18 protein-coding genes are annotated in these 17,131 nt (G+C 62.0%); 6 read left to right on the forward strand and 12 right to left on the reverse strand.

The features are described from left to right. Window positions 1-6: 6 nt before the first annotated feature. Entirely contained in the window at window positions 7-480 is a 474-nt protein-coding gene (locus tag ACZ5YA_RS09670) for an OsmC family protein (RefSeq protein WP_118934336.1), read from the reverse strand. Between the two features lie 162 nt (window positions 481-642). On the opposite strand from ACZ5YA_RS09670, the gene ACZ5YA_RS09675 reads away from it, so the two are divergent. Next, entirely contained in the window at window positions 643-1,068 is a 426-nt protein-coding gene (locus ACZ5YA_RS09675; RefSeq protein WP_059379961.1) for a copper resistance protein NlpE, read from the forward strand. Between the two features lie 84 nt (window positions 1,069-1,152). Beyond that, window positions 1,153-1,890, forward strand: coding sequence for an ABC transporter substrate-binding protein (locus ACZ5YA_RS09680; protein ID WP_118934338.1), 738 nt, complete (start codon window positions 1,153-1,155; stop codon window positions 1,888-1,890). 70 nt (window positions 1,891-1,960) lie between these two features. On the opposite strand, the gene ACZ5YA_RS09685 is transcribed toward ACZ5YA_RS09680, so the two are convergent. Together ACZ5YA_RS09685 and fmdA are read right to left on the reverse strand one after the other, a co-directional pair. After that, window positions 1,961-2,293: a zinc ribbon domain-containing protein gene (locus ACZ5YA_RS09685; RefSeq protein WP_118934339.1), complete on the reverse strand. Its 333-nt coding sequence runs from the start codon at window positions 2,291-2,293 to the stop codon at window positions 1,961-1,963. A 10-nt stretch (window positions 2,294-2,303) separates the two neighbouring features. After that, window positions 2,304-3,533, reverse strand: a complete 1,230-nt coding sequence (gene fmdA / locus ACZ5YA_RS09690; RefSeq protein WP_059379964.1) for a formamidase — start codon at window positions 3,531-3,533, stop codon at window positions 2,304-2,306. 340 nt (window positions 3,534-3,873) lie between these two features. On the opposite strand from fmdA, the gene ACZ5YA_RS09695 reads away from it, so the two are divergent. After that, window positions 3,874-4,962, forward strand: a complete 1,089-nt coding sequence (locus tag ACZ5YA_RS09695) for a glycosyltransferase family 9 protein (protein WP_464092422.1) — start codon at window positions 3,874-3,876, stop codon at window positions 4,960-4,962. Between the two features lie 37 nt (window positions 4,963-4,999). Further along, window positions 5,000-5,359 (forward strand): hypothetical protein, encoded by a 360-nt coding sequence (locus ACZ5YA_RS09700; RefSeq protein WP_118934343.1) that lies wholly within the window; start codon window positions 5,000-5,002, stop codon window positions 5,357-5,359. A gap of 28 nt (window positions 5,360-5,387) precedes the next feature. Here the strand turns inward: ACZ5YA_RS09700 and ACZ5YA_RS09705 are convergent, their stop codons facing one another. Beyond that, window positions 5,388-6,872: an aminotransferase class V-fold PLP-dependent enzyme gene (locus ACZ5YA_RS09705; protein WP_059379967.1), complete on the reverse strand. Its 1,485-nt coding sequence runs from the start codon at window positions 6,870-6,872 to the stop codon at window positions 5,388-5,390. Window positions 6,873-6,980: 108 nt separating this feature from the next. On the opposite strand from ACZ5YA_RS09705, the gene ACZ5YA_RS09710 reads away from it, so the two are divergent. Together ACZ5YA_RS09710 and ACZ5YA_RS09715 are read left to right on the forward strand one after the other, a co-directional pair. Further along, window positions 6,981-7,454, forward strand: a complete 474-nt coding sequence (locus tag ACZ5YA_RS09710; protein ID WP_054452588.1) for an Lrp/AsnC family transcriptional regulator — start codon at window positions 6,981-6,983, stop codon at window positions 7,452-7,454. A gap of 206 nt (window positions 7,455-7,660) precedes the next feature. Continuing rightward, window positions 7,661-8,818 (forward strand): porin, encoded by a 1,158-nt coding sequence (locus ACZ5YA_RS09715; protein ID WP_118934345.1) that lies wholly within the window; start codon window positions 7,661-7,663, stop codon window positions 8,816-8,818. Between the two features lie 145 nt (window positions 8,819-8,963). Here the strand turns inward: ACZ5YA_RS09715 and ACZ5YA_RS09720 are convergent, their stop codons facing one another. From ACZ5YA_RS09720 to ACZ5YA_RS09755, 8 genes are all read right to left on the reverse strand, one after another. Beyond that, the gene (locus ACZ5YA_RS09720) at window positions 8,964-9,326 is read right to left on the reverse strand and encodes a winged helix-turn-helix domain-containing protein (RefSeq protein ID WP_118934348.1); all 363 of its coding nucleotides are present in this window, start codon (window positions 9,324-9,326) and stop codon (window positions 8,964-8,966) included. 26 nt (window positions 9,327-9,352) lie between these two features. Next, a complete protein-coding gene (locus ACZ5YA_RS09725) occupies window positions 9,353-9,661 on the reverse strand; it encodes a DUF4148 domain-containing protein (protein WP_306636745.1) in 309 nt (102 codons plus the stop codon). Between the two features lie 132 nt (window positions 9,662-9,793). Continuing rightward, window positions 9,794-10,456, reverse strand: a complete 663-nt coding sequence (locus ACZ5YA_RS09730; RefSeq protein ID WP_306636743.1) for a class I SAM-dependent methyltransferase — start codon at window positions 10,454-10,456, stop codon at window positions 9,794-9,796. 326 nt (window positions 10,457-10,782) lie between these two features. Further along, on the reverse strand, window positions 10,783-12,216 hold the full coding sequence (locus tag ACZ5YA_RS09735; RefSeq protein ID WP_464092423.1) for an energy transducer TonB: 1,434 nt from the start codon (window positions 12,214-12,216) through the stop codon (window positions 10,783-10,785). Window positions 12,217-12,220: 4 nt separating this feature from the next. Further along, a complete protein-coding gene (locus tag ACZ5YA_RS09740; protein WP_464092424.1) occupies window positions 12,221-13,951 on the reverse strand; it encodes an Hsp70 family protein in 1,731 nt (576 codons plus the stop codon). Between the two features lie 113 nt (window positions 13,952-14,064). Then, on the reverse strand, window positions 14,065-14,739 hold the full coding sequence (locus ACZ5YA_RS09745) for a class I SAM-dependent methyltransferase (protein WP_118934354.1): 675 nt from the start codon (window positions 14,737-14,739) through the stop codon (window positions 14,065-14,067). A gap of 911 nt (window positions 14,740-15,650) precedes the next feature. Continuing rightward, complete coding sequence (locus ACZ5YA_RS09750; protein ID WP_124260403.1) at window positions 15,651-16,430, reverse strand: hypothetical protein; 780 nt, start codon at window positions 16,428-16,430, stop codon at window positions 15,651-15,653. A 288-nt stretch (window positions 16,431-16,718) separates the two neighbouring features. Next, entirely contained in the window at window positions 16,719-17,093 is a 375-nt protein-coding gene (locus ACZ5YA_RS09755; RefSeq protein WP_124260404.1) for a hypothetical protein, read from the reverse strand. Window positions 17,094-17,131: the final 38 nt, after the last annotated feature.

Below are 17,131 nucleotides of genomic sequence, written 5' to 3' on the forward strand. Positions count from 1 at the left end.
TAGTCCTCAGGCAGCGTGCACGATGCGCGGCTCGCAACGCACCGGGAAGTTGACCGAATTGGCGATGAAGCAGAAATGGTGCGCGCGCTCGTGCAGTTCGGCCGCCAGCGCCGCGTCGTCGCCAGCACGGATGGTCACTTCGGGACGCAGGGTGACGGCGCTGAAGGCGCCGCCGCGCTGGCGGTCCTCGACCATGACGCCTTCGGCCTCGTCGCGGTAGGCCTCCACCGTCACCCCTTCGACCGCGCAGAAGTGCAGATACCAGAGCTTGTGGCACGCGGACAGCGACGCCACCAGCATGTCCTCGGGATTCCAGCGCGCGGGATCGCCGCGAAAGGCCGGGTCGGACGATCCCGGCACATCGGGCTTGCCCGCCGCTCGGATCAGGTGGTCGCGGGAATAGGCCGCGTAGCTGGACGTGCCCGAGCCGGTGTTGCCGGTCCAGTCGACGGTGACGTTGTAACGGTGTTCGCCTTTCATCGGAATCGTCCTGTTCAAGAGGGAGGCCCGGGCGGGTGCGCCTGGAAAGTAAGGTAGCGTAGCGCATGCGCGGCCGCGACCGGCCCTTGCGCTTTACATCCCGTTTCAGCACAGCCCCGTTACCGTCCGTATCGTGACCGGTTTGCCAAACAGGAGCTCGCCATGATGAAAACCACCCTGACCTGCGCCCTGACGCTAGCCCTGCTCGCCGGCTGCGCGCCCACCCGGCCCGGCGCCGGCGGTTCCGCCCCCGTCGACAGCCACACCGCCCGCGATTCGCTGGACTGGGCCGGCAGCTACGAGGGCACCCTGCCCTGCGCCGACTGCCCGGGCATCCGCACCCGCCTGACGCTCGAACAGGACGGCCGCTACCAAAGACAGACCCAGTATTTGGACCGCCAGCCGCAACCCGAGGTCGTCACGGGTTCATTCAGCTGGGAGTCCGACGGCAGCACCATCCGTCTGGATGCGTCCGGCGACAGCCAGCGCTACTTCGTCGGCGAAAACCAGGTGACCATGCTGTACCGCGACGGCACCCGCCCGACCGGCCCGCTGGCCCCCCACTACGTGCTGCGCCGCGCGCAATAAGGCATCGCGCAACGCGCGCGCTTGCGGCTATGCTTGCCGCAACATCCGCGCCCACGCGCGGGGCCCTCTCCGCCCAAGGAAACCATGAAGACCGACCACGAGCTGCTTTCCGCCTTCGCCCCCACCGGCGCGCTGCGCGCGTCCATCAACCTGGGCAATCCCATCCTGGCGCACGCCGACCCCGTCACCGGCCAGGCCGGCGGCGTCTCGGTCGACCTGGCCACGGAACTGGCGCGGCGCCTGGACGTCCAGCTGGAGCTGGTGGTGTTCAAGTCGGCCGGTGAATCCGTCAACGCCGTGGCTGCCGAAGAGGCCGACGTGGGCTTCTTCGCCATCGATCCGCTGCGCGGCGCGCAGATCGCCTTCACCGCGCCCTACGTGGTGATCGAAGGCGCGTACCTGGTGCGCCAGGACTCGCCCATCGCGAGCATGGACGAGGTGGACCGCAAGGGCCAGCGCGTGGTGGTCGGCAAGGGCAGCGCCTACGACCTGTACCTTACGCGGGAACTCAAGCAGGCGGAGATCTTCCGCGCGCCCACCTCGCCCGCCGTCGTCGACACCTTCATGCAGGAAAACATGGAAGTCGCCGCAGGCGTGAAGCAGCAGCTTGAAGCCGACGCGCAGCGCCTGGGCGGTCTGCGCCTGCTGGACGGCCACTTCATGCTGATCCGGCAGGCCATGGGCGTGCCCAAGAGCCGCGGCGACAAGGCCAGCGCCTACCTGGCCGCCTTCGTCGAGGCCATGAAGAAATCGGGCTTCGTCGCCGAAGCCCTGGCCCGCCACAAGATCCAGGGCGCCGCGGTGGCGCCGCTGCAAGCCTGAGCCCGCTGCTCCCGCCCCGCAAAAACAAGGCCCCGCGCAAGCGGGGCCTTTGCACGCCGGCGGCGCGTCCTCAGTGGCTGATCATCCAGGGCCTTGCGCCCGCGAACGATTTCGCCCCATCCGGCGTGGTGCGCGTCTTGCCGGCCGCCTTGCCGCCGGAACAGCATCCGCAGTTCATGCCATGGCCGGAGCGCGAGCTGCGCGGTTCGTGGGCGCTGCGCTCGTTGACCGCGCGCGCCCGGTTCACGGCGGACGACAGCGCCGAGATCGCCGGCGCTCCCCCCAGGATGCGGCCGCACATCACGCCGCATTGCGGGCAGGCGGCGGGATCGCGCCACCTGGCCAGGGGCACCAGCGCCGCAAACTCGCCGCAATCGCCGCAGGCATAGTCATACATGGGCATGGGATGGCTCCTAGCGGTCGCGCGACAGCGGCATGTCCACGCCGCCCTGGATGTGCTTGACGGGGCCGGACGCCGACGGCTGGATGTCGAAGTCGAAGATCTCCGTCGGCAGCCACAACGTGGCGCAGGAGTTGGGGATGTCCACCACCCCGCTGATATGCCCCTGCACCGGCGCGCAGCCCAGCAGCGAATACGCCTGGGCGCCCGAATAGCCGAACTTCTTCAGGTACTCGATGGCGTTAAGGCAGGCTTGCCGGTACGCGACGTTGACGTCCAGGTAGTGCTGCTTGCCGGACTCGTCCACCGAAATGCCTTCGAAGATCAGGAAGTCCTTGTAGGCCGGCGTGATCGGGCTGGGCTTGAAGATCGGGTTCTTGATCGCGTACTTCTCCATGCCGCCCTTGATCAGCGACACGCGCATGTGCACCCAACCCGCCATTTCAATGGCGCCGCAGAACGTGATCTCGCCGTCGCCCTGAGAGAAATGCAGGTCGCCCACCGACAGGCCGCCGCCCTTCACGTAGACCGGGAAGAACACCCGCGCGCCGCGCGACAGGTCCTTGATGTCGCAGTTGCCGCCATGCTCGCGCGGCGGCACCGTGCGCGCGCCCTCGCCCGCCGCCTTGTCGCGCGCCGCGCCCTGCATGGCGCCCATGTGCGCCGTCTTCGGCGCGGGCGGATTGGCCAGCGGCGGCACGCGGTTGGGATTGGTGTCGATCAGCGCCTGTTCGCGCCGGTTCCAGGTGTCCAGCAGCTTCTTGTCCGGCAGGCAGCCGATCAGCCCGGGATGGATCAGCCCGGCGAAGTTGACGCCGGGAATATGGCGCGACGAGGTGAACATGCCATGGAAATCCCAGATGGATTTCTGCGCATGCGGAAAATGCTCGGTCAGGAAGCCGCCGCCGTTGTTGCGGCTGAAGAAGCCATTGAACCCCCACAGGCTGTCCGGCTTGGCGCCGATGTCCAGCAGGTCCACCACCAAGAGGTCGCCGGGCTCGGCCCCTTCCACGCCCACCGGCCCCGAAAGAAAGTGCACCGTGGACAGGTCCACGTCGCGGACGTCGTCGGCGCTGTCATCGTTCTTAATCGCGCCGCCGGTCCAGTCATAGGTTTCCAGCACGAAGTCATCCCCGGGCTTGACCCACACGGCCATCGGAATATCCGGATGCCAGCGATTGTGGATCTGCGCGTTCTCGTAGGGGGATTGGGCCAGGTCGACCTTGATGAGGGTATCGGTCATTCTCTTTCATCTCCAACGTAACTTGTTGATAAAACAGAAATTTATATCGACGACCGTGTAATTCGATGGCGCCGTGCAGCGCTTGTAAGTCGTTGATATGTAAAGCACAGTAGGCGAGTTTTAGATAACCGTAAACTGGGTATCCGACCAGTAGCCTTGGCGTCGGACGCAGGCGGCATGGGGCGCTTCCCACACTCACCGCAACCCATGTACCATCACCTCATCCGGGCGCCATCGCGCATAACTTTTTCGAACATTTAATACAAAACACTACGCGACCAATAAACATACCTCCACCAGACTAATAGATTCGAAGTTCGATATCTTTTTTGAAAATGCAGTGAGCGTATTTTTATTGGATGCCATGCCTGCCGCCTCTTCCGTCTCCCGTAGTACAGCGCGAAATTGTGCGATTTATATTTCCGGCGGCATCGGCGACGGAGTGCTCAGCATGGTTTTTGTCCGAGCGCTGGCCGAACAAGCCGGAGGGACCGTTTCATTGCTGATGACTCAAAATGAGTCATCACAGGAACTGTTCCGCGCTCAGCCGTACGTGAAGGAAGTCATCTCTCTGCGTTCGGAGAACCGTTTGCGAGGTTGGGAGCGCATCACGCGGGTGAAACAGATACTGGCGGACCGCGCCTACGACAGTCTGTTTCTCTTTACCTTCCGTACTCACATTGCGTTGGCGGCCCGCCTGGCGGGAATTCCGCAACGTATCGGTTTCGTACGCATGCACCAGCCGCATCTTGCAGCGCTGCTCACGCATCGCATTTGGGTACGCCGCAAAGGGACCCCGCACCCTGACATCTATACATGGCTGCCGTTGCTGTATGCGAAGGCAGGCTATCAGTTTGAACCGCGCTATCCCTCGCTGTTCTGTACGGATTCGGCGAGCAGCAAGGCCATGCAGTTCTGCCATGCGCAATCCCGCACGATTGGATTCGGCTTGAATGGTTCGATACCCTGTAAACGCTATAGCGGCAGGGCTTTTGCGCAAGTGGCGCGCATCTTGCATGCGCGGGATGGCGGACTGCGTTTTGTATTGGTGGGCGGCAGCGATGTCCAGGACATTGCACAAGAAATTCGCAGCTTGCTACCCGAATCCATAACTTTGTTGGATGCGACGCAACAGGCCAAGGACATATGCGATAGCCAGGCACTGATCGCGAGCTGTTCGGTGTTTGTCTCCAACGACAGCATGGGCATGCACATTGCAGCGGCCCACGGAATCCCGACGATAGGACTGTTCGGCGCCACTCCCGCATTGCGGTACGTACCCTGGTTGTACCCGGTAGAGGCCACAGTAAAAGGCGACATGGCCACCATCGCGCCGCAGACAGTGGCCGAGGCGATCTGGAAGCATCTGGCGACAACGGATTCGCACGGAGCTGCCGCTCCGGCGGGCCGATGCTCCCCCCAGTTATGATGCTGCCCATTCAGTCGCATTCCCAAGGTATCCCCGCATGGCCGTTCTTGACCGCCGCTCCCTCGCCATCCTGCTCCTCTGCGCCGCCAGCGCCCCCGCCGTCGCGCAAGACTGCGTTGCGCAGGTCCAGGCGGAGCAGGCGCGCATCGACCGCGCGCAGGACGTGCAGCGCACGCGCGAAGCATCCAACGATCTGCAATTGAATCGCGAGCTGTGCCAAGGCCGCCTGGACCTGCTGGATGCCAGGTACGCCCTGGTCGACGACTTCGAGGCCTGCCGCCGCAAAGGCGTGGAGTTCCCGGCAAAGATGGCGCGCGCGCTAAGCGACGCGTCCGAGGAATTGGCCGACAAAAAGGCCGCATGGATCAGAACCTGCGGCCTGCACATGAAAGACTGAGCGGCCCGCCAGGCGGCGGGCGCATGGCTCAGGCGGCCTGCTTTTCGGCGCTGTGCGGGAAGAAAATCGCACGGCTCGGATCGAAACCGTAGCGATGCTCGAACTCGGTCGCGTCCGCGGCCAGCGCCAGCACCGAATCCAGGATGAAATCGGCCTTCTCGTCCGGCAGCAGCACGCTGAAGTTCAGGCGGATGAAGCCTGGCTTTTCCATTTCCCGGCCATCCAGGATGGCCTGGCGCATCTGCTGCGACTCATCCGCGCCGATATCCAGCAGGCGATGCACATAGGGTCCCGCGCAGGCGCAGCCGCCGCGCGCCTGGATGCCGAAGCGGTCGCTCAGCATGCGCGTCACCAGTTGCTGGTGCACGAAACCGCCGCGGCCGTTGCGCACCCGGAACGAGAAGATCGGCAGGCGTGCCGCCGTCAGCGAACCCAGCAGCTCCAGCTGCTCGGCGCCCTGCCACCTGGCCAGCGCGCGCTCTACGAAGTGTTGATTGCGCTGGCGCATGAACTCGGCGCCCAGGGCTTCCTTCACCAGCAGCACCAGCGCCGCGCGGATATCGCCCACCACGTTGGGCGTGCCCGCTTCCTCGCGCGCTTCCAGGCTGCCGCTGTAGTCGTGGCCCGCGGGCGAAACGAAGCGCACCGTGCCGCCGCCGGGCCAGGTGGGCTTGGTGTCCAGCACCGCGTCGCGGCGCACGATCAGCACGCCCGACGCGCCCGGACCGCCGATGAACTTGTGGGGCGAGAAAACAATCGCGTCGATCGCCGCGTCGGCAGCAGGCGTCATCCGGATCGTCAGATAGGGCGCGCCGCCTGCGTAGTCCCACAGCATCTTCGCGCCCGCGGCCTTGACGCGCCGGGTCACTTCCGCCACGTCCGCCACGATGCCCGTCACGTTCGAAGCCGCCGACAGCGCGCAGATGACCAGCGCGCCCTCCCCGGCTTGCAGCGCCGCGTCCAGCTGCGCCAGGTCGGGGCCGCCTGCCGGGCTTTCCGCCAGCTCGACGATTTCCGCGCCGCATTCGCGCCACGGCAGGATATTGGAATGGTGTTCGTAGGGGCCGATGATGACGCGCACCTGGCGGCCCGCGGCGATGGCCTCGCGCACGCCGAACAGGTGCACCAGCCGGTTGATGCCCGCCGTCGCGCCCGACCCCGCAAAAATCACGGCGTGCTCATCGCTCGCGCCGCAGCACCGCGCAATCGCCGCGCGCGCCTCGCGGCGCAACCGGGTAATGAAGCCGCCGCAGTAGGAAGCCTCGGTATGCGAGTTGGCGTAGTACGGCAGCACCTGCTCAAGAATGAAACGCTCGACCTGCATCAACGCCCGGCCGGACGCCACGTAATCGGCGTACACCAGCGGCTTGACGCCATAGGGGCCATCGACCACCGCATCCTTGCCGATCAGCCCTTCGGCCAGCGCCGCGGCGACGTCGGCCGTCTTCAGGCTTTCTAGGAATTGCTGCAACGGCGTGATCTTGGCGGGGGTCGTTTTGGTAGGCGTATTCATGTCGGGGATGTTCCTGGGCACACCGAAATATCATACGATGGAAAGAAATTTGAAACCTCACCTAAATTTTGCCGAAAACCTCATAAATTGGGTCATTTGATCTTTTAAATGGAAAAAATAGATAAATTTGATCTGAATATCATCTCCTGCCTGCAAAAGGATGGCGCGCTGTCGCAGCGCGAGCTGGCCGATCGCGTCGGGCTGTCGCAAAACGCCTGCTGGCGCAGGCTGCAGCGCCTGAACGCCTGCGGCATCATTCGCGGCACCCGCGCCGAGGTCAATCTGGTCGAACTGGGGCTGGACCTGACGGTATTCGTAATGATCCGCACCAGCCACCACGCCAAGGCCTGGGCCGACGGATTTCGCCAGCACGTGGAACGCCTGCCCGAAGTGACAGAGTTCTATCGCATCGGCGGAGACTGGGACTACCTGATCAAGGTGGTCTGCCGCGGCATGGCCGGGTACGACCGCTTCTACCAGAAGCTGATCACGGATTTCGAGCTTTCCACGGTGACGGGGTTCTTCAGCATGGAGGCCATCATCGAGAACCGGCCGCCGGATCTGGGGGGATTGGAGGGATAAGGCAGGCGAGCATGGCGCACGGGACGCCCGACCCATGCGGACATGACAGAACCGTGACGGCGGGACGATCGGATTTGTAATTCCAATGACCGCGGATTGTCGGGCGACGGCCTGCACACTGGCCCCGCCAATCCGCCAGAAGACATGGTTCCCGTGGCTTCCGGTCGGTAGACGCATATCGATCTTCCCCGCTCACGGAGTCCCCCATGAAAAAGCTATATGCCGCGGCGGTCGCCACGGCACTGTCCGGCGCCGCCTATGCGCAGCCCTCTTCCGTCACGCTCTATGGCCTTATCGACACCGGCATCGGCTATGCCAACGTCGATGGCGCCTACACCGATCCCGCCACCGGCAACCGCACCCGCGTCGACAGCAGCCGTATCGGATCCACCACCGGCACCACCGCCGGTTCGCGCTGGGGCCTGCGCGGCAAGGAAGACCTGGGCGACGGCCTGTACGTGCTCTTCCAGCTGGAGTCCGGCTACGACAGCCGCAACGGCAACTCGTTGCAAAGCGGCCGCCTGTTCGGCCGCGAAGCCACTGTGGCCCTGGGCAGCGCCGACTGGGGCGGGGTACGCCTGGGTCGGCAATACAACATTGCCTCGCGCTACTTCACCGGCATGTTCGGCTCGTCGTTCGGCGGCGGCTTCAATCAGTTGAACACCGGCGCAGGCCTGGGCTTCAGCTCGGCCAACTTCGTGCGCTACGACAACCTGGTCGTCTATGAAACCCCGTCGATGGGCGGCTTCACGGGCGCCATCGGCTACGCCTTCAACGCCGACGACCGCCGCCTCGCCCAGACCGGTTTCGCCACGGCCGACAACACCCGCGCCATCTCGGCCGGCCTGCGCTATGACAACGGCCCCATCATGGGTTTTGCCACCTACGACCAGCTCAATGCCTCGAACAAGCTGAGCCCAAGCCAGACCGACGCCACGCCGCGCTCCTACATCGTCGGCGGCTCCTACGACTTCGAAGTCGTCAAGGTGGCCCTGGCCTACAACCGCATGAGCGATGGCTGGTTCGCAGGCAAAGGTTTCCCCAATGGCGGCAGCATCGGCGGCTTTACCGGCACACCTTCCTACGCCTTCGTGAAAGGCTTCCGCTCGAATGCCTACATGCTGGCTCTGGCCGTTCCCGTCGGCAGATCCGGCGGCGCATTCGCGTCATGGCAGCGCGCCGACGCCAACAGCAAGCAGCTCACGGGCGGTGACGCCGCCAGCAACACCTATAGCCTCGGCTACAACTACAACCTGTCCAAGCGGACCGATCTCTATGCCGTGGCGTCCTACACCACCAACTGGGCGTTCCAGGACAACGTCAAGGCGACTGAAGTGAACATGGGCATCCGCCACCGGTTCTAACGCAAGGTTTCATAAGACGCTGTATGCAGGGAATCCCTTGATTGCGCCCCCTCCGCGAAGGGAAGGCCAGATGATCGCCGCGCGCCCTTCCGGCGCGCGCTTTTTCTGATGCCGCGCGGTTGCCGGGCTCGCATGCGTGCGCTGATCACAAGGGCCGCGCCGCCAGCATGTAGCTGCCGCCCCGCATCGTGTGCAGCAGCTTGGGCCCCGGCCCTGCGTCGACCTTCCTGCGCAACCTGCGCATCGCGACCGCAACCGCATGCGACTTGAAATTGCGTTTGTCTTGGATATGCAGCTTCATTTTCCAGACCTGCTCGGCCAGCTCCCATTCCACGCACACGACCCCGGGCCGCTGCATCAGAAAAGCCAGCAAACCGAATTCCTTGGGCGTGAGCTGCAGGAACTGCCGGCCACGGTAGGCGCGGCAGCGCAATAAGTCCAGCTCCAGGTCGGCAAGCTGCAACCTGGGGCTGGACTCGGGGGGATTGATCACGGAGGATTCAGCCACGCCGGGCTCGCCTGCCGCGCCGGCGGCTATCGCCCCGACGCGTTCTGGCGTTGTACTTCAGCCTGGTACTCCGGCCCCGAACGCAGGCGGAAATACTCCGTAAATGCGGCCTTGTACTGCGAGCTGTAAATATCCGGCGTCTCTTCGCCGCGCCAGAACCGGTCCACGCCCGCGCGCTTCCAAAGCGCCAGGTCGGCCAGCACTTCGGCGCGCGTCAACGAGGGCCCATAAGGATTGGCCAACCCAGCGGGCGGCGGCGCGGACTGCGCCAGCGCCGTGCCGGTAGCGGCGGCCGACAGCGCCAGGATCAATGCGGCTTTGCGGATAATCTGCATGTTTGTTTCCTATGTATCGTGGAGGGGACTGCACGATCAAATTCTAGGAAAGCGATGCGGACAGAAAGCGGATAGCGGGATTACGTTTTTGAAATGGCGGGCCGGCCTGACGCAGCCCCGCGCTTTCCGCCCCTACCAGGCCAGCCCCTGCTGCGCCAGTCCAAGGCGCCGCGGTCTCAAGAACACATAACAATGCTGGAACCCGTCCGCCACGACGTGGCGCGCGCCCGTCATCCCCGTTATGCCGGGCTCGAATGTCTTGAAGACCTGAAAGCCCTTGGCCTGCTCGACCTTGAAGCTCAGGCGATCGGGCTTGTCGTTATAGCCGAGCACCAACATCCCATCGTCGGCCAGCACGTGATGGCATTCAAACATCAACTGATTGAATGCGTCTTCCGTATCCAGGCCGAAGCCGATCAGTCCGTTAGCGAACACCACATCAAAGCCATGCGGCGGATAGTACGAAGACAGTTCAGTCGCCGAACCCACCACGTGCCTGTTGGGCGGGCCGTAGGCGGCGTTGCGCGGATTCAGGTCTATCGAATAGAAGTCCAGATCCAGCAATCGGTCATAGTGCCAGTTGTGCTTGTCCAGACCGATGAAAAGGCACCTGGCCGCCGGCGCCGCCGCGCCGCGCCGGAAATGTTCATTGACGTAGTCGAAGACCTCTTGCTCCATGAACATCCGGCTAGGCACCCGCAGCCGGAAATCGACGCCTAGCGTCTTGGCAAGAGCTGGAGAAACCCGGAAAGCCGCGCGCTTCAGGGCATATGATATTTTTTTGATGAACTTCATGATCCCCAAAACCCGAATAACGCCAATATCCGAGTGGCCTTCCAGCAGGCCATCAGCCTCATTTTTTTGAATTCTAGGTTGGGGCTTTTTCTTCTATCCTGAGTTTTTCTGGACTCGTATTAACCTATTCTTGTAGCGGCATCAGATCGCAGGTCCGGACCTGCAAGGCAAGGCTCAAGGCGTCCATGAGTCCTGGCGTCCGGCATTCACGTGTTGCGTACTGACTTGGCGTCGCCGGTCGTGAATTGGCCGTCCCAGGGTCGATGAGACCGATACTGTCAATCTCCTTTTTTCATCGCAATCTGAACTGCACGTCAGTACCGGATTCAGGGAGCGGCGATCTCATAGCTGAACACAAGCACCGCCTGGCTCGGTACGGCGTTGCCATCCTGGATTGCGGGCATCATTCGCACCCCGCTCGAGGCTACGACGGCGGCCTGATCCAAGGTGCTGTTCCCTGAGGGGAAAATCAGCGCGCTACGCAGCACCTTCCCCTGAACATCCAGCATCACACGTACCCAGACTGTGCCCTTGGCCCCAGCCGACTTGGCCTGCGGCGGATAGGAGAGCGCGGGAGCTCCGGTAATGAACAGCGCCTTGGGCATGGCCATCGGCCATGGCTCAGGCGAGGCCTGACCCGTCTGCGCCGCGGGACATCCCAGCGGTGGCGAAAGCGGAGATCGCACCTGGCACGGCTGAACTTCGGGCGCCGCGCGTTGCGCATGCACGGTCACCAGGCCATTTGCCAATTGCTCCCGGGTCGGCCCTGGCTTCTCGTAGGTGGTGCCGTCGCGCGCGTCCCGGTACATCAAAACCAATCCCATGACGCAAATCGCCGCAAGCACCATCTTCAGCTTGTTGGCCGCCAACCACCGCAACGCGTTCCGGCCGCCGTCAAAGCGCGCGGAAGCCGCGCGCCATGCCTCGATGCGCGCCCATCCCAGGTCCAACACCGACAGATGAGGCGCAATGCTCAACAACTGTGCGAAATCCCTTCCATGCCAGTACGCCTGTACAAGATTGGGTTCAGCCCACCTGTGCGCCAACCTCAGGACTGCATCCAGGCGCACACGCAAGGCCGGCGGCAGCTGGCTGTACTGCTCCATCTGGTCCAACAGCATGTCGACCCAATCGGATAGGTCCTGGTCATGCGGAAATGGCGCGCTCAGGCCGTTCCAGTCGAACGCCCGGCGCGCGCCATTGAAGAGCGCCAGGCGGCCGTCCGGCTGCAGGCGCATCGCCCGGGCCAGGCTCCAGGCCAGAGCGTCCCTGGCCTCCAGATGGTCTAGCCGGCGGTCAGCCAGGGCGCTAGCGAGCATCTGCGCAACCTCATCATCGGGCGCCAGCATCAGACGGCGGGTCCAGTGCTCGATACCTGCTTCCAGTTCCTCTCGGGATGGCGGAAACCATTCTGCTTGAACCGCTGGCCCTGGCTCCTGCGCATGCGCTGGCGGTGCTTGCCTCGGGACCGCTTCCATCCCGGACTCGGGCGCGAACTCGGGCGTGTCCCCCGGCGCTGCGTCAGGTCCCGCTTGCGGCGCGTCGGACAAAGGCAACGCACTGCAAGCGGCGGATTCCCCTTCCTCGATCTGTATCTCGGCCCAGGATCTCGCATGCTCGTATGCGCCGCGCAGGATGGCAAAGCCTTCCGGGTCAGCGGCCTGGTCGATCCGCTTGAGCGCCGCCGCATAGGCGCGGCGGATGGCCTTCTGGTCGCTGGTGGGCTCAATGCCCAATCTGGTAAAGCTCGCTGCTGCCACGGTACTAGTCCTGTTGCGTGGGATCAAAGCCTGGAGCAAACACGGCGGCCCGTTCAAGCACGTCGACCACGCGACGCAGCCGCTCTGCGGCACGCACGGCAAGCCGCTCCTCCTGGGTTTCCAGCGCCTGTTCAAACAGCACTATTTCGTGGGCGAGCAGTTCGCGGTCATCGCCACGCAGCACCTGGTAGACGCGCTCGGCCCGCGCCACCAAGGCGCGGTTGACCGCCAGTTCCCGAGGATGGATCTTCAACTCGGCCAGTTCGCCCAAGCGGCGCTGGATATCGGCGTCGCTCATCTGCGCGCCGCCGCCCTGGATCACCAGACGTTGTGCCGCGCCGCCTCGCGCCAGCGCAGCCTCGACCTCCAGCAAGCCATTCACGTCATAGGTAAAACGCACGTTGATGGCGCTTTCCAGACGCGACAAGCGCGGCAACGACATGTTCAGAGTGCCTAGCAGGATGTTGTCGCGGACAAGGCGGGACTCCCCCTGGTAGATGTGCAGCTCGACCTCGCCCTGGCCGTCTTCCATCGGCATGTATGTTTCCTGGCGGCTGACGGGCACGATGGTGTTGCGTTCGATGATGGGTGCAAACTGGCCTGGCAGACGCTGTCCGGACGAGGTGGTGCGCGTGGTACTGATGCCCAGCGTGTAGGGGCATACGTCGGTCATCACGACCTCTTCCAGCGCCTGGTCCTTCATCTTCAGTCCCGCCATCACCGCAGCGCCAGCCGCCACCACTTGATCGGGATCCATCTCGGCATTCGGAAAGCGGCCGAACATGCGCGTGACCAGCTGGCGCACCAGCGGCATGCGCGTGGCGCCGCCCGCCAGCACCACGGTAGCAATGTCCTGGCTCTTGATGTTGGCGTCGCGCAATGAGCGCTCAACCGGCATGCGCAAACGCGTCAGCAGCGGCGCGCACAACTGCCCAAGCAGTTCCTGGCTCAATTCGAGCGCATATTCTTCGCCGCGCCAGTCCAACGCAATGCGGGCGGCAGGTTGGGTCGACAACTGGCGCTTGGCGCTTTCAGCCTGCGCCAGCAACCGTTGCATGAAGCGCCGGTCCTCGCGCGCGGCCGCGGCCCGCGCATGGGTATCGAAGAACTTCTGAACGATCTCATTGACGAAATCCTCGCCGCCAAGGAAGTTGTCGCCAGCCGTGGCGCGCACCTCCATCACGCCTTCGAACAGTTCCAGCACCGACACATCGAACGTGCCGCCACCAAGGTCAAAAACCAGGAACTGGGTCTCGTCCTCGCTCTGGTGCAGGCCATAGGCCAGCGCGGCCGCGGTGGGTTCGTTGACCAGACGTTCGACGGTCAGGCCCGCCAACTTCCCCGCGTTGCGCGTTGCCTTGCGCTGCGAGTCGGAAAAGTAGGCCGGTACGCTGATCACGGCCTCGGTAACCGGGTGGCCCAGCACGGCTTCGGCGTCTGCCTTCAGCGCGCGCAGCACCAGCGACGATAGTTCTTCCGCCCGGAACTCCTGGTCGCCCAACTGGAACAGCTTGTCGCTGCCCATGTGCCGCTTGAACAATGCAGCGGTGCGCTCGGGATGCGTTTGAAGACGCTCTTGAGCGGCCTGCCCCACCAATACGCGGCCATCTTCATCCAGGCTTACGCAGGAGGGTGTCAGAAAGCTCCCCAACGGATTGGGCACCAGGCGCGCCCGGCCGTCCTGCCACAGCGCCGCCAAACTATTTGTCGTACCCAGGTCGATACCGATGATCATGAGAAAAGCCTGTTTCGGTTCCAATAATGCGGGCGCTCCGCGCAAGCGCGAAACGCCCCATGGACCTACGATTAACGGCCAGGAAGGAGAGAAATGTAGCGGGCGGGGCCAGGTCAGGCCGCAGCAACCAGATCCATCTGGCCCGCCGCATGACCCAAACGCCGCGGTCGCAGAAACACATAGCAATGCCGGAACCCGTCCTCCACGATGTGACGCGCGCCAGTCATTCCTGTTATGCCAGGCTCAAAAGTCTTGAAAACCTCAAAACCCGCGGCCTGTTCAACCTTGAAGCTCAGGCGGTCGGGTTTGTCGTTGTAGCCAAGCACCAGCATCCCGTCGCTGGCCAAGACGTGATGGCATTCGAACATCAACTGATTGAACGCTTCCTCGGTATCCAGGCCGAAACCGATCAGCCCATTCGCAAAAACCACATCGAAGCTGTTCGGCGGATAGTGCGAAGACAATTCGGTCGCCGAACCTACCACGTGTCTGCCGGGCGGGCCGTAGGCCGCATTGCGCGGATTCAAATCTATTGAATAAAAGTCGAGGTCCAGCAACCGGTCGTAATGCCAATTGTGCTTGTCCAGGCCGATGAACAAGCACCTCGCCGCCGGAGCGGTCGTTGCGCGCCGGAACTGCTGATTGACATACTTGAAGACCTCTTGCTCCATGAACATCCGGCTAGGCACCCGCAAGCGGAAATCAAGGCCTAGGGTTCTGGCAAGAGCCGGAGACGCGCGAAAAACGGCGCGCTTCAGCGCGTAAGGTATTTTTTTGACGAACTTCATGATCCTCCAGAACTTCAAAAACAAACCCGTATGGCACCAAGTACCAAAGCAGCCCCCGCGGGCCGCCAGCCTCACTTGCTTTTTGTGAGGTCCATTCTTTATTCGAATTCTTCCTTGACCTTGCCGACAGCCGACGAATCGTAGCTATCTCAGCCCGGATATTATTTATTCGAAGATTTTTCAGTCCGATACCGCTATGCCAGCCGCAAGCCGCGCCGCGCCCGTCCAGAGCCTTGGACATGAACGCATTGCGTGGAGAGGATCCTGGCTGGGCCGCCCGATGGATGGCCGTTTATTGGTTCACCTGTCCAGCGTTTCCCCAATGCATCGCCCCGCAGCGCTGCATTGAGACAGGATCTTTGCGTCCTACCGTTCCAGATGGAAGCCAGACGCTGCGCCCCATCTACTTATTTCTAACGGCTAGGTACGACCATTCTTAATGGCGCTCTTATTTTTTTATTTTTGGTCGAATGGCGCCAAAAATAAACACCGTTTTACTAGTTTTCATGCATACAACATCATGCCGACTAACGGACATTGACAAGACAGTCGCGCCACTCCGACTACCTTGCCGCCCCTTCAGGCAACGCAAGAAGGCCATTCAACTCCAGGCCGCCGCCTTGGTTGGTGCTACCTGCCGAGGTCTATACATGCCTCCCAGCAACCTCTAAAGGGAGCATCAGGAGCGACCAATCGCCACAGTTCACGCGAGGCAACACACTGAAACCACCGTTCTTCCAGACCGAAAATCTGGTACCGGCTTTGCACGGCAACCTCGACTGCCAAACCTGCGTCTACCTGTACCACAATCCACTTCAGAAATCTCTCGTACTCGTTTAGAGAGAAAAATCCATCAATCTTCTCCCATGGGCAATCGGTCATCGCGCTATCCATGGCGAATCACCTGAAAATCAATCCGCACTACACGCTGCGAGCGAGGAATTCGCGCGTTCTTCCGAGGGCGTCAAAGCCAGCGTCCGATAGCTGACGGACATCGAAGTCACGGAAACCAAAGTAAAGGCGAATGTGGAAATGGCGGTGTACAGATAAAACGCCACGCCTGGCGCCCGCGGCATCTGTAGCAGAAAGATCCGGACAGCCTCTAGCAAGAGCAATAGCGGCACTGGCAACATGGCCACCGCCAGCAGGCGTAACCGGTTGCCCTTCACCAGCCCCGCAATCCGCGACAGGTCCAATCTGCCGGTCAAGGCCGCGTGCGGCAACGCCAGAAAGAAATATCCCAGGAAAATGCACGGCGACAATATCAACAACAGCACCAACACCATGCCAAGCCAATGCGGGCCGGCTGGCCCCTTGGAGAACAGCATCACGATGTAGGCCAGAAGCGCAACCACGAACGCTAACGCGGCACTCACCAACAGTACGATGAAATACATGCGTTCGGGCTTGCCTGCCACGGGGCGAGGCGCAGGAGTTTCGTTTAGAAGGATGCACCGATGCCAAGCCACCGCCGCCAGGACTGGGGCGGCGGTACTCACCATCCATCCGGCCAGCTCCAGCAGTTTGCTCTGCTCGACATATGCCATGTCGTTCAGATACATGCCCAAGACCACGCCACCTAGCAGAATCAGGATCAATAGCGGCGATGCGCCGATCAGCCGTCCGCCATGGTCGCCTAGATAATCCAAGGTCTGGCGGATGACCCGCAGTATGGGGAGTTTCTTCCGCATGTATTGCTCCATGATGTGCGTTGGCCGTCGCTGCTTCGCAAGGGCTGCTTTATGGCAGACCAAGCGTGGCCTGTTCAGGATCTTTGCAGCCCAATCGGTCAGGAACTTGGCTGTAGTTCCTCTGATTAATAACGGCGGGTCATGGAGTTTCTTAATTCTAAATGTAGTCTGACAATTCTTTTGAACGCAAAACACGTTCGACGTATCGCCCGGATTACACCTAATCTCTTGATGGGCGTAACGGTATTTTTTCGCCAACAGAATTCCGAGATAGTTCAGCCTGACACCCTATTTTTCTGACTCATGCCAAAGAGAAAAATCAAGCAAGTACTTCTTCGAGCTCGGCCCAAGCTCTAGATAAACATTATTTTTAATTTCCAAATTGCCAGAAATAGAATTATCCAGAGCTTCCAACAGTCCCGTGGCAACTGCTGTGCAAAGCTCATCATCAGGGGAATTAATTCCCTCCTCTATCAGATGAAATATTCTTGACCGAGAAGACGGTGAAAGCTGTGCAAAATTTTCCGCCATTCCTTTTCCAAGAATGGAAAAAAGCACAGTCATTGGAATATCTTCCCCCCAATCTTGCACGGCAGAATTTCTCGCCTTTTGCAAGAAAGAAAACTCCATAAACTGATTAACGAACCTCATCGAAAATTCCATATTCTATTTCCCCAAAAAAGGTGTCAGACGACACTTTC

It is taken from the genome of Achromobacter sp. JCM 18799 (assembly GCF_055395645.1).

What these genes read in the sequence shown, in the direction of transcription:
- ACZ5YA_RS09670 (WP_118934336.1), bottom strand. Translation starts at nt 480, where the DNA reads ATGAAAGGCGAACACCGTTACAACGTCACCGTCGACTGGACCGGCAAC.
- ACZ5YA_RS09675 (WP_059379961.1), top strand. Translation starts at nt 643, where the DNA reads ATGATGAAAACCACCCTGACCTGCGCCCTGACGCTAGCCCTGCTCGCC.
- ACZ5YA_RS09680 (WP_118934338.1), top strand. Translation starts at nt 1,153, where the DNA reads ATGAAGACCGACCACGAGCTGCTTTCCGCCTTCGCCCCCACCGGCGCG.
- ACZ5YA_RS09685 (WP_118934339.1), bottom strand. Translation starts at nt 2,293, where the DNA reads ATGCCCATGTATGACTATGCCTGCGGCGATTGCGGCGAGTTTGCGGCG.
- fmdA (WP_059379964.1), bottom strand. Translation starts at nt 3,533, where the DNA reads ATGACCGATACCCTCATCAAGGTCGACCTGGCCCAATCCCCCTACGAG.
- ACZ5YA_RS09700 (WP_118934343.1), top strand. Translation starts at nt 5,000, where the DNA reads ATGGCCGTTCTTGACCGCCGCTCCCTCGCCATCCTGCTCCTCTGCGCC.
- ACZ5YA_RS09705 (WP_059379967.1), bottom strand. Translation starts at nt 6,872, where the DNA reads ATGAATACGCCTACCAAAACGACCCCCGCCAAGATCACGCCGTTGCAG.
- ACZ5YA_RS09710 (WP_054452588.1), top strand. Translation starts at nt 6,981, where the DNA reads ATGGAAAAAATAGATAAATTTGATCTGAATATCATCTCCTGCCTGCAA.
- ACZ5YA_RS09715 (WP_118934345.1), top strand. Translation starts at nt 7,661, where the DNA reads ATGAAAAAGCTATATGCCGCGGCGGTCGCCACGGCACTGTCCGGCGCC.
- ACZ5YA_RS09725 (WP_306636745.1), bottom strand. Translation starts at nt 9,661, where the DNA reads ATGCAGATTATCCGCAAAGCCGCATTGATCCTGGCGCTGTCGGCCGCC.
- ACZ5YA_RS09730 (WP_306636743.1), bottom strand. Translation starts at nt 10,456, where the DNA reads ATGAAGTTCATCAAAAAAATATCATATGCCCTGAAGCGCGCGGCTTTC.
- ACZ5YA_RS09740 (WP_464092424.1), bottom strand. Translation starts at nt 13,951, where the DNA reads ATGATCATCGGTATCGACCTGGGTACGACAAATAGTTTGGCGGCGCTG.
- ACZ5YA_RS09745 (WP_118934354.1), bottom strand. Translation starts at nt 14,739, where the DNA reads ATGAAGTTCGTCAAAAAAATACCTTACGCGCTGAAGCGCGCCGTTTTT.
- ACZ5YA_RS09750 (WP_124260403.1), bottom strand. Translation starts at nt 16,430, where the DNA reads ATGCGGAAGAAACTCCCCATACTGCGGGTCATCCGCCAGACCTTGGAT.
- ACZ5YA_RS09755 (WP_124260404.1), bottom strand. Translation starts at nt 17,093, where the DNA reads ATGGAATTTTCGATGAGGTTCGTTAATCAGTTTATGGAGTTTTCTTTC.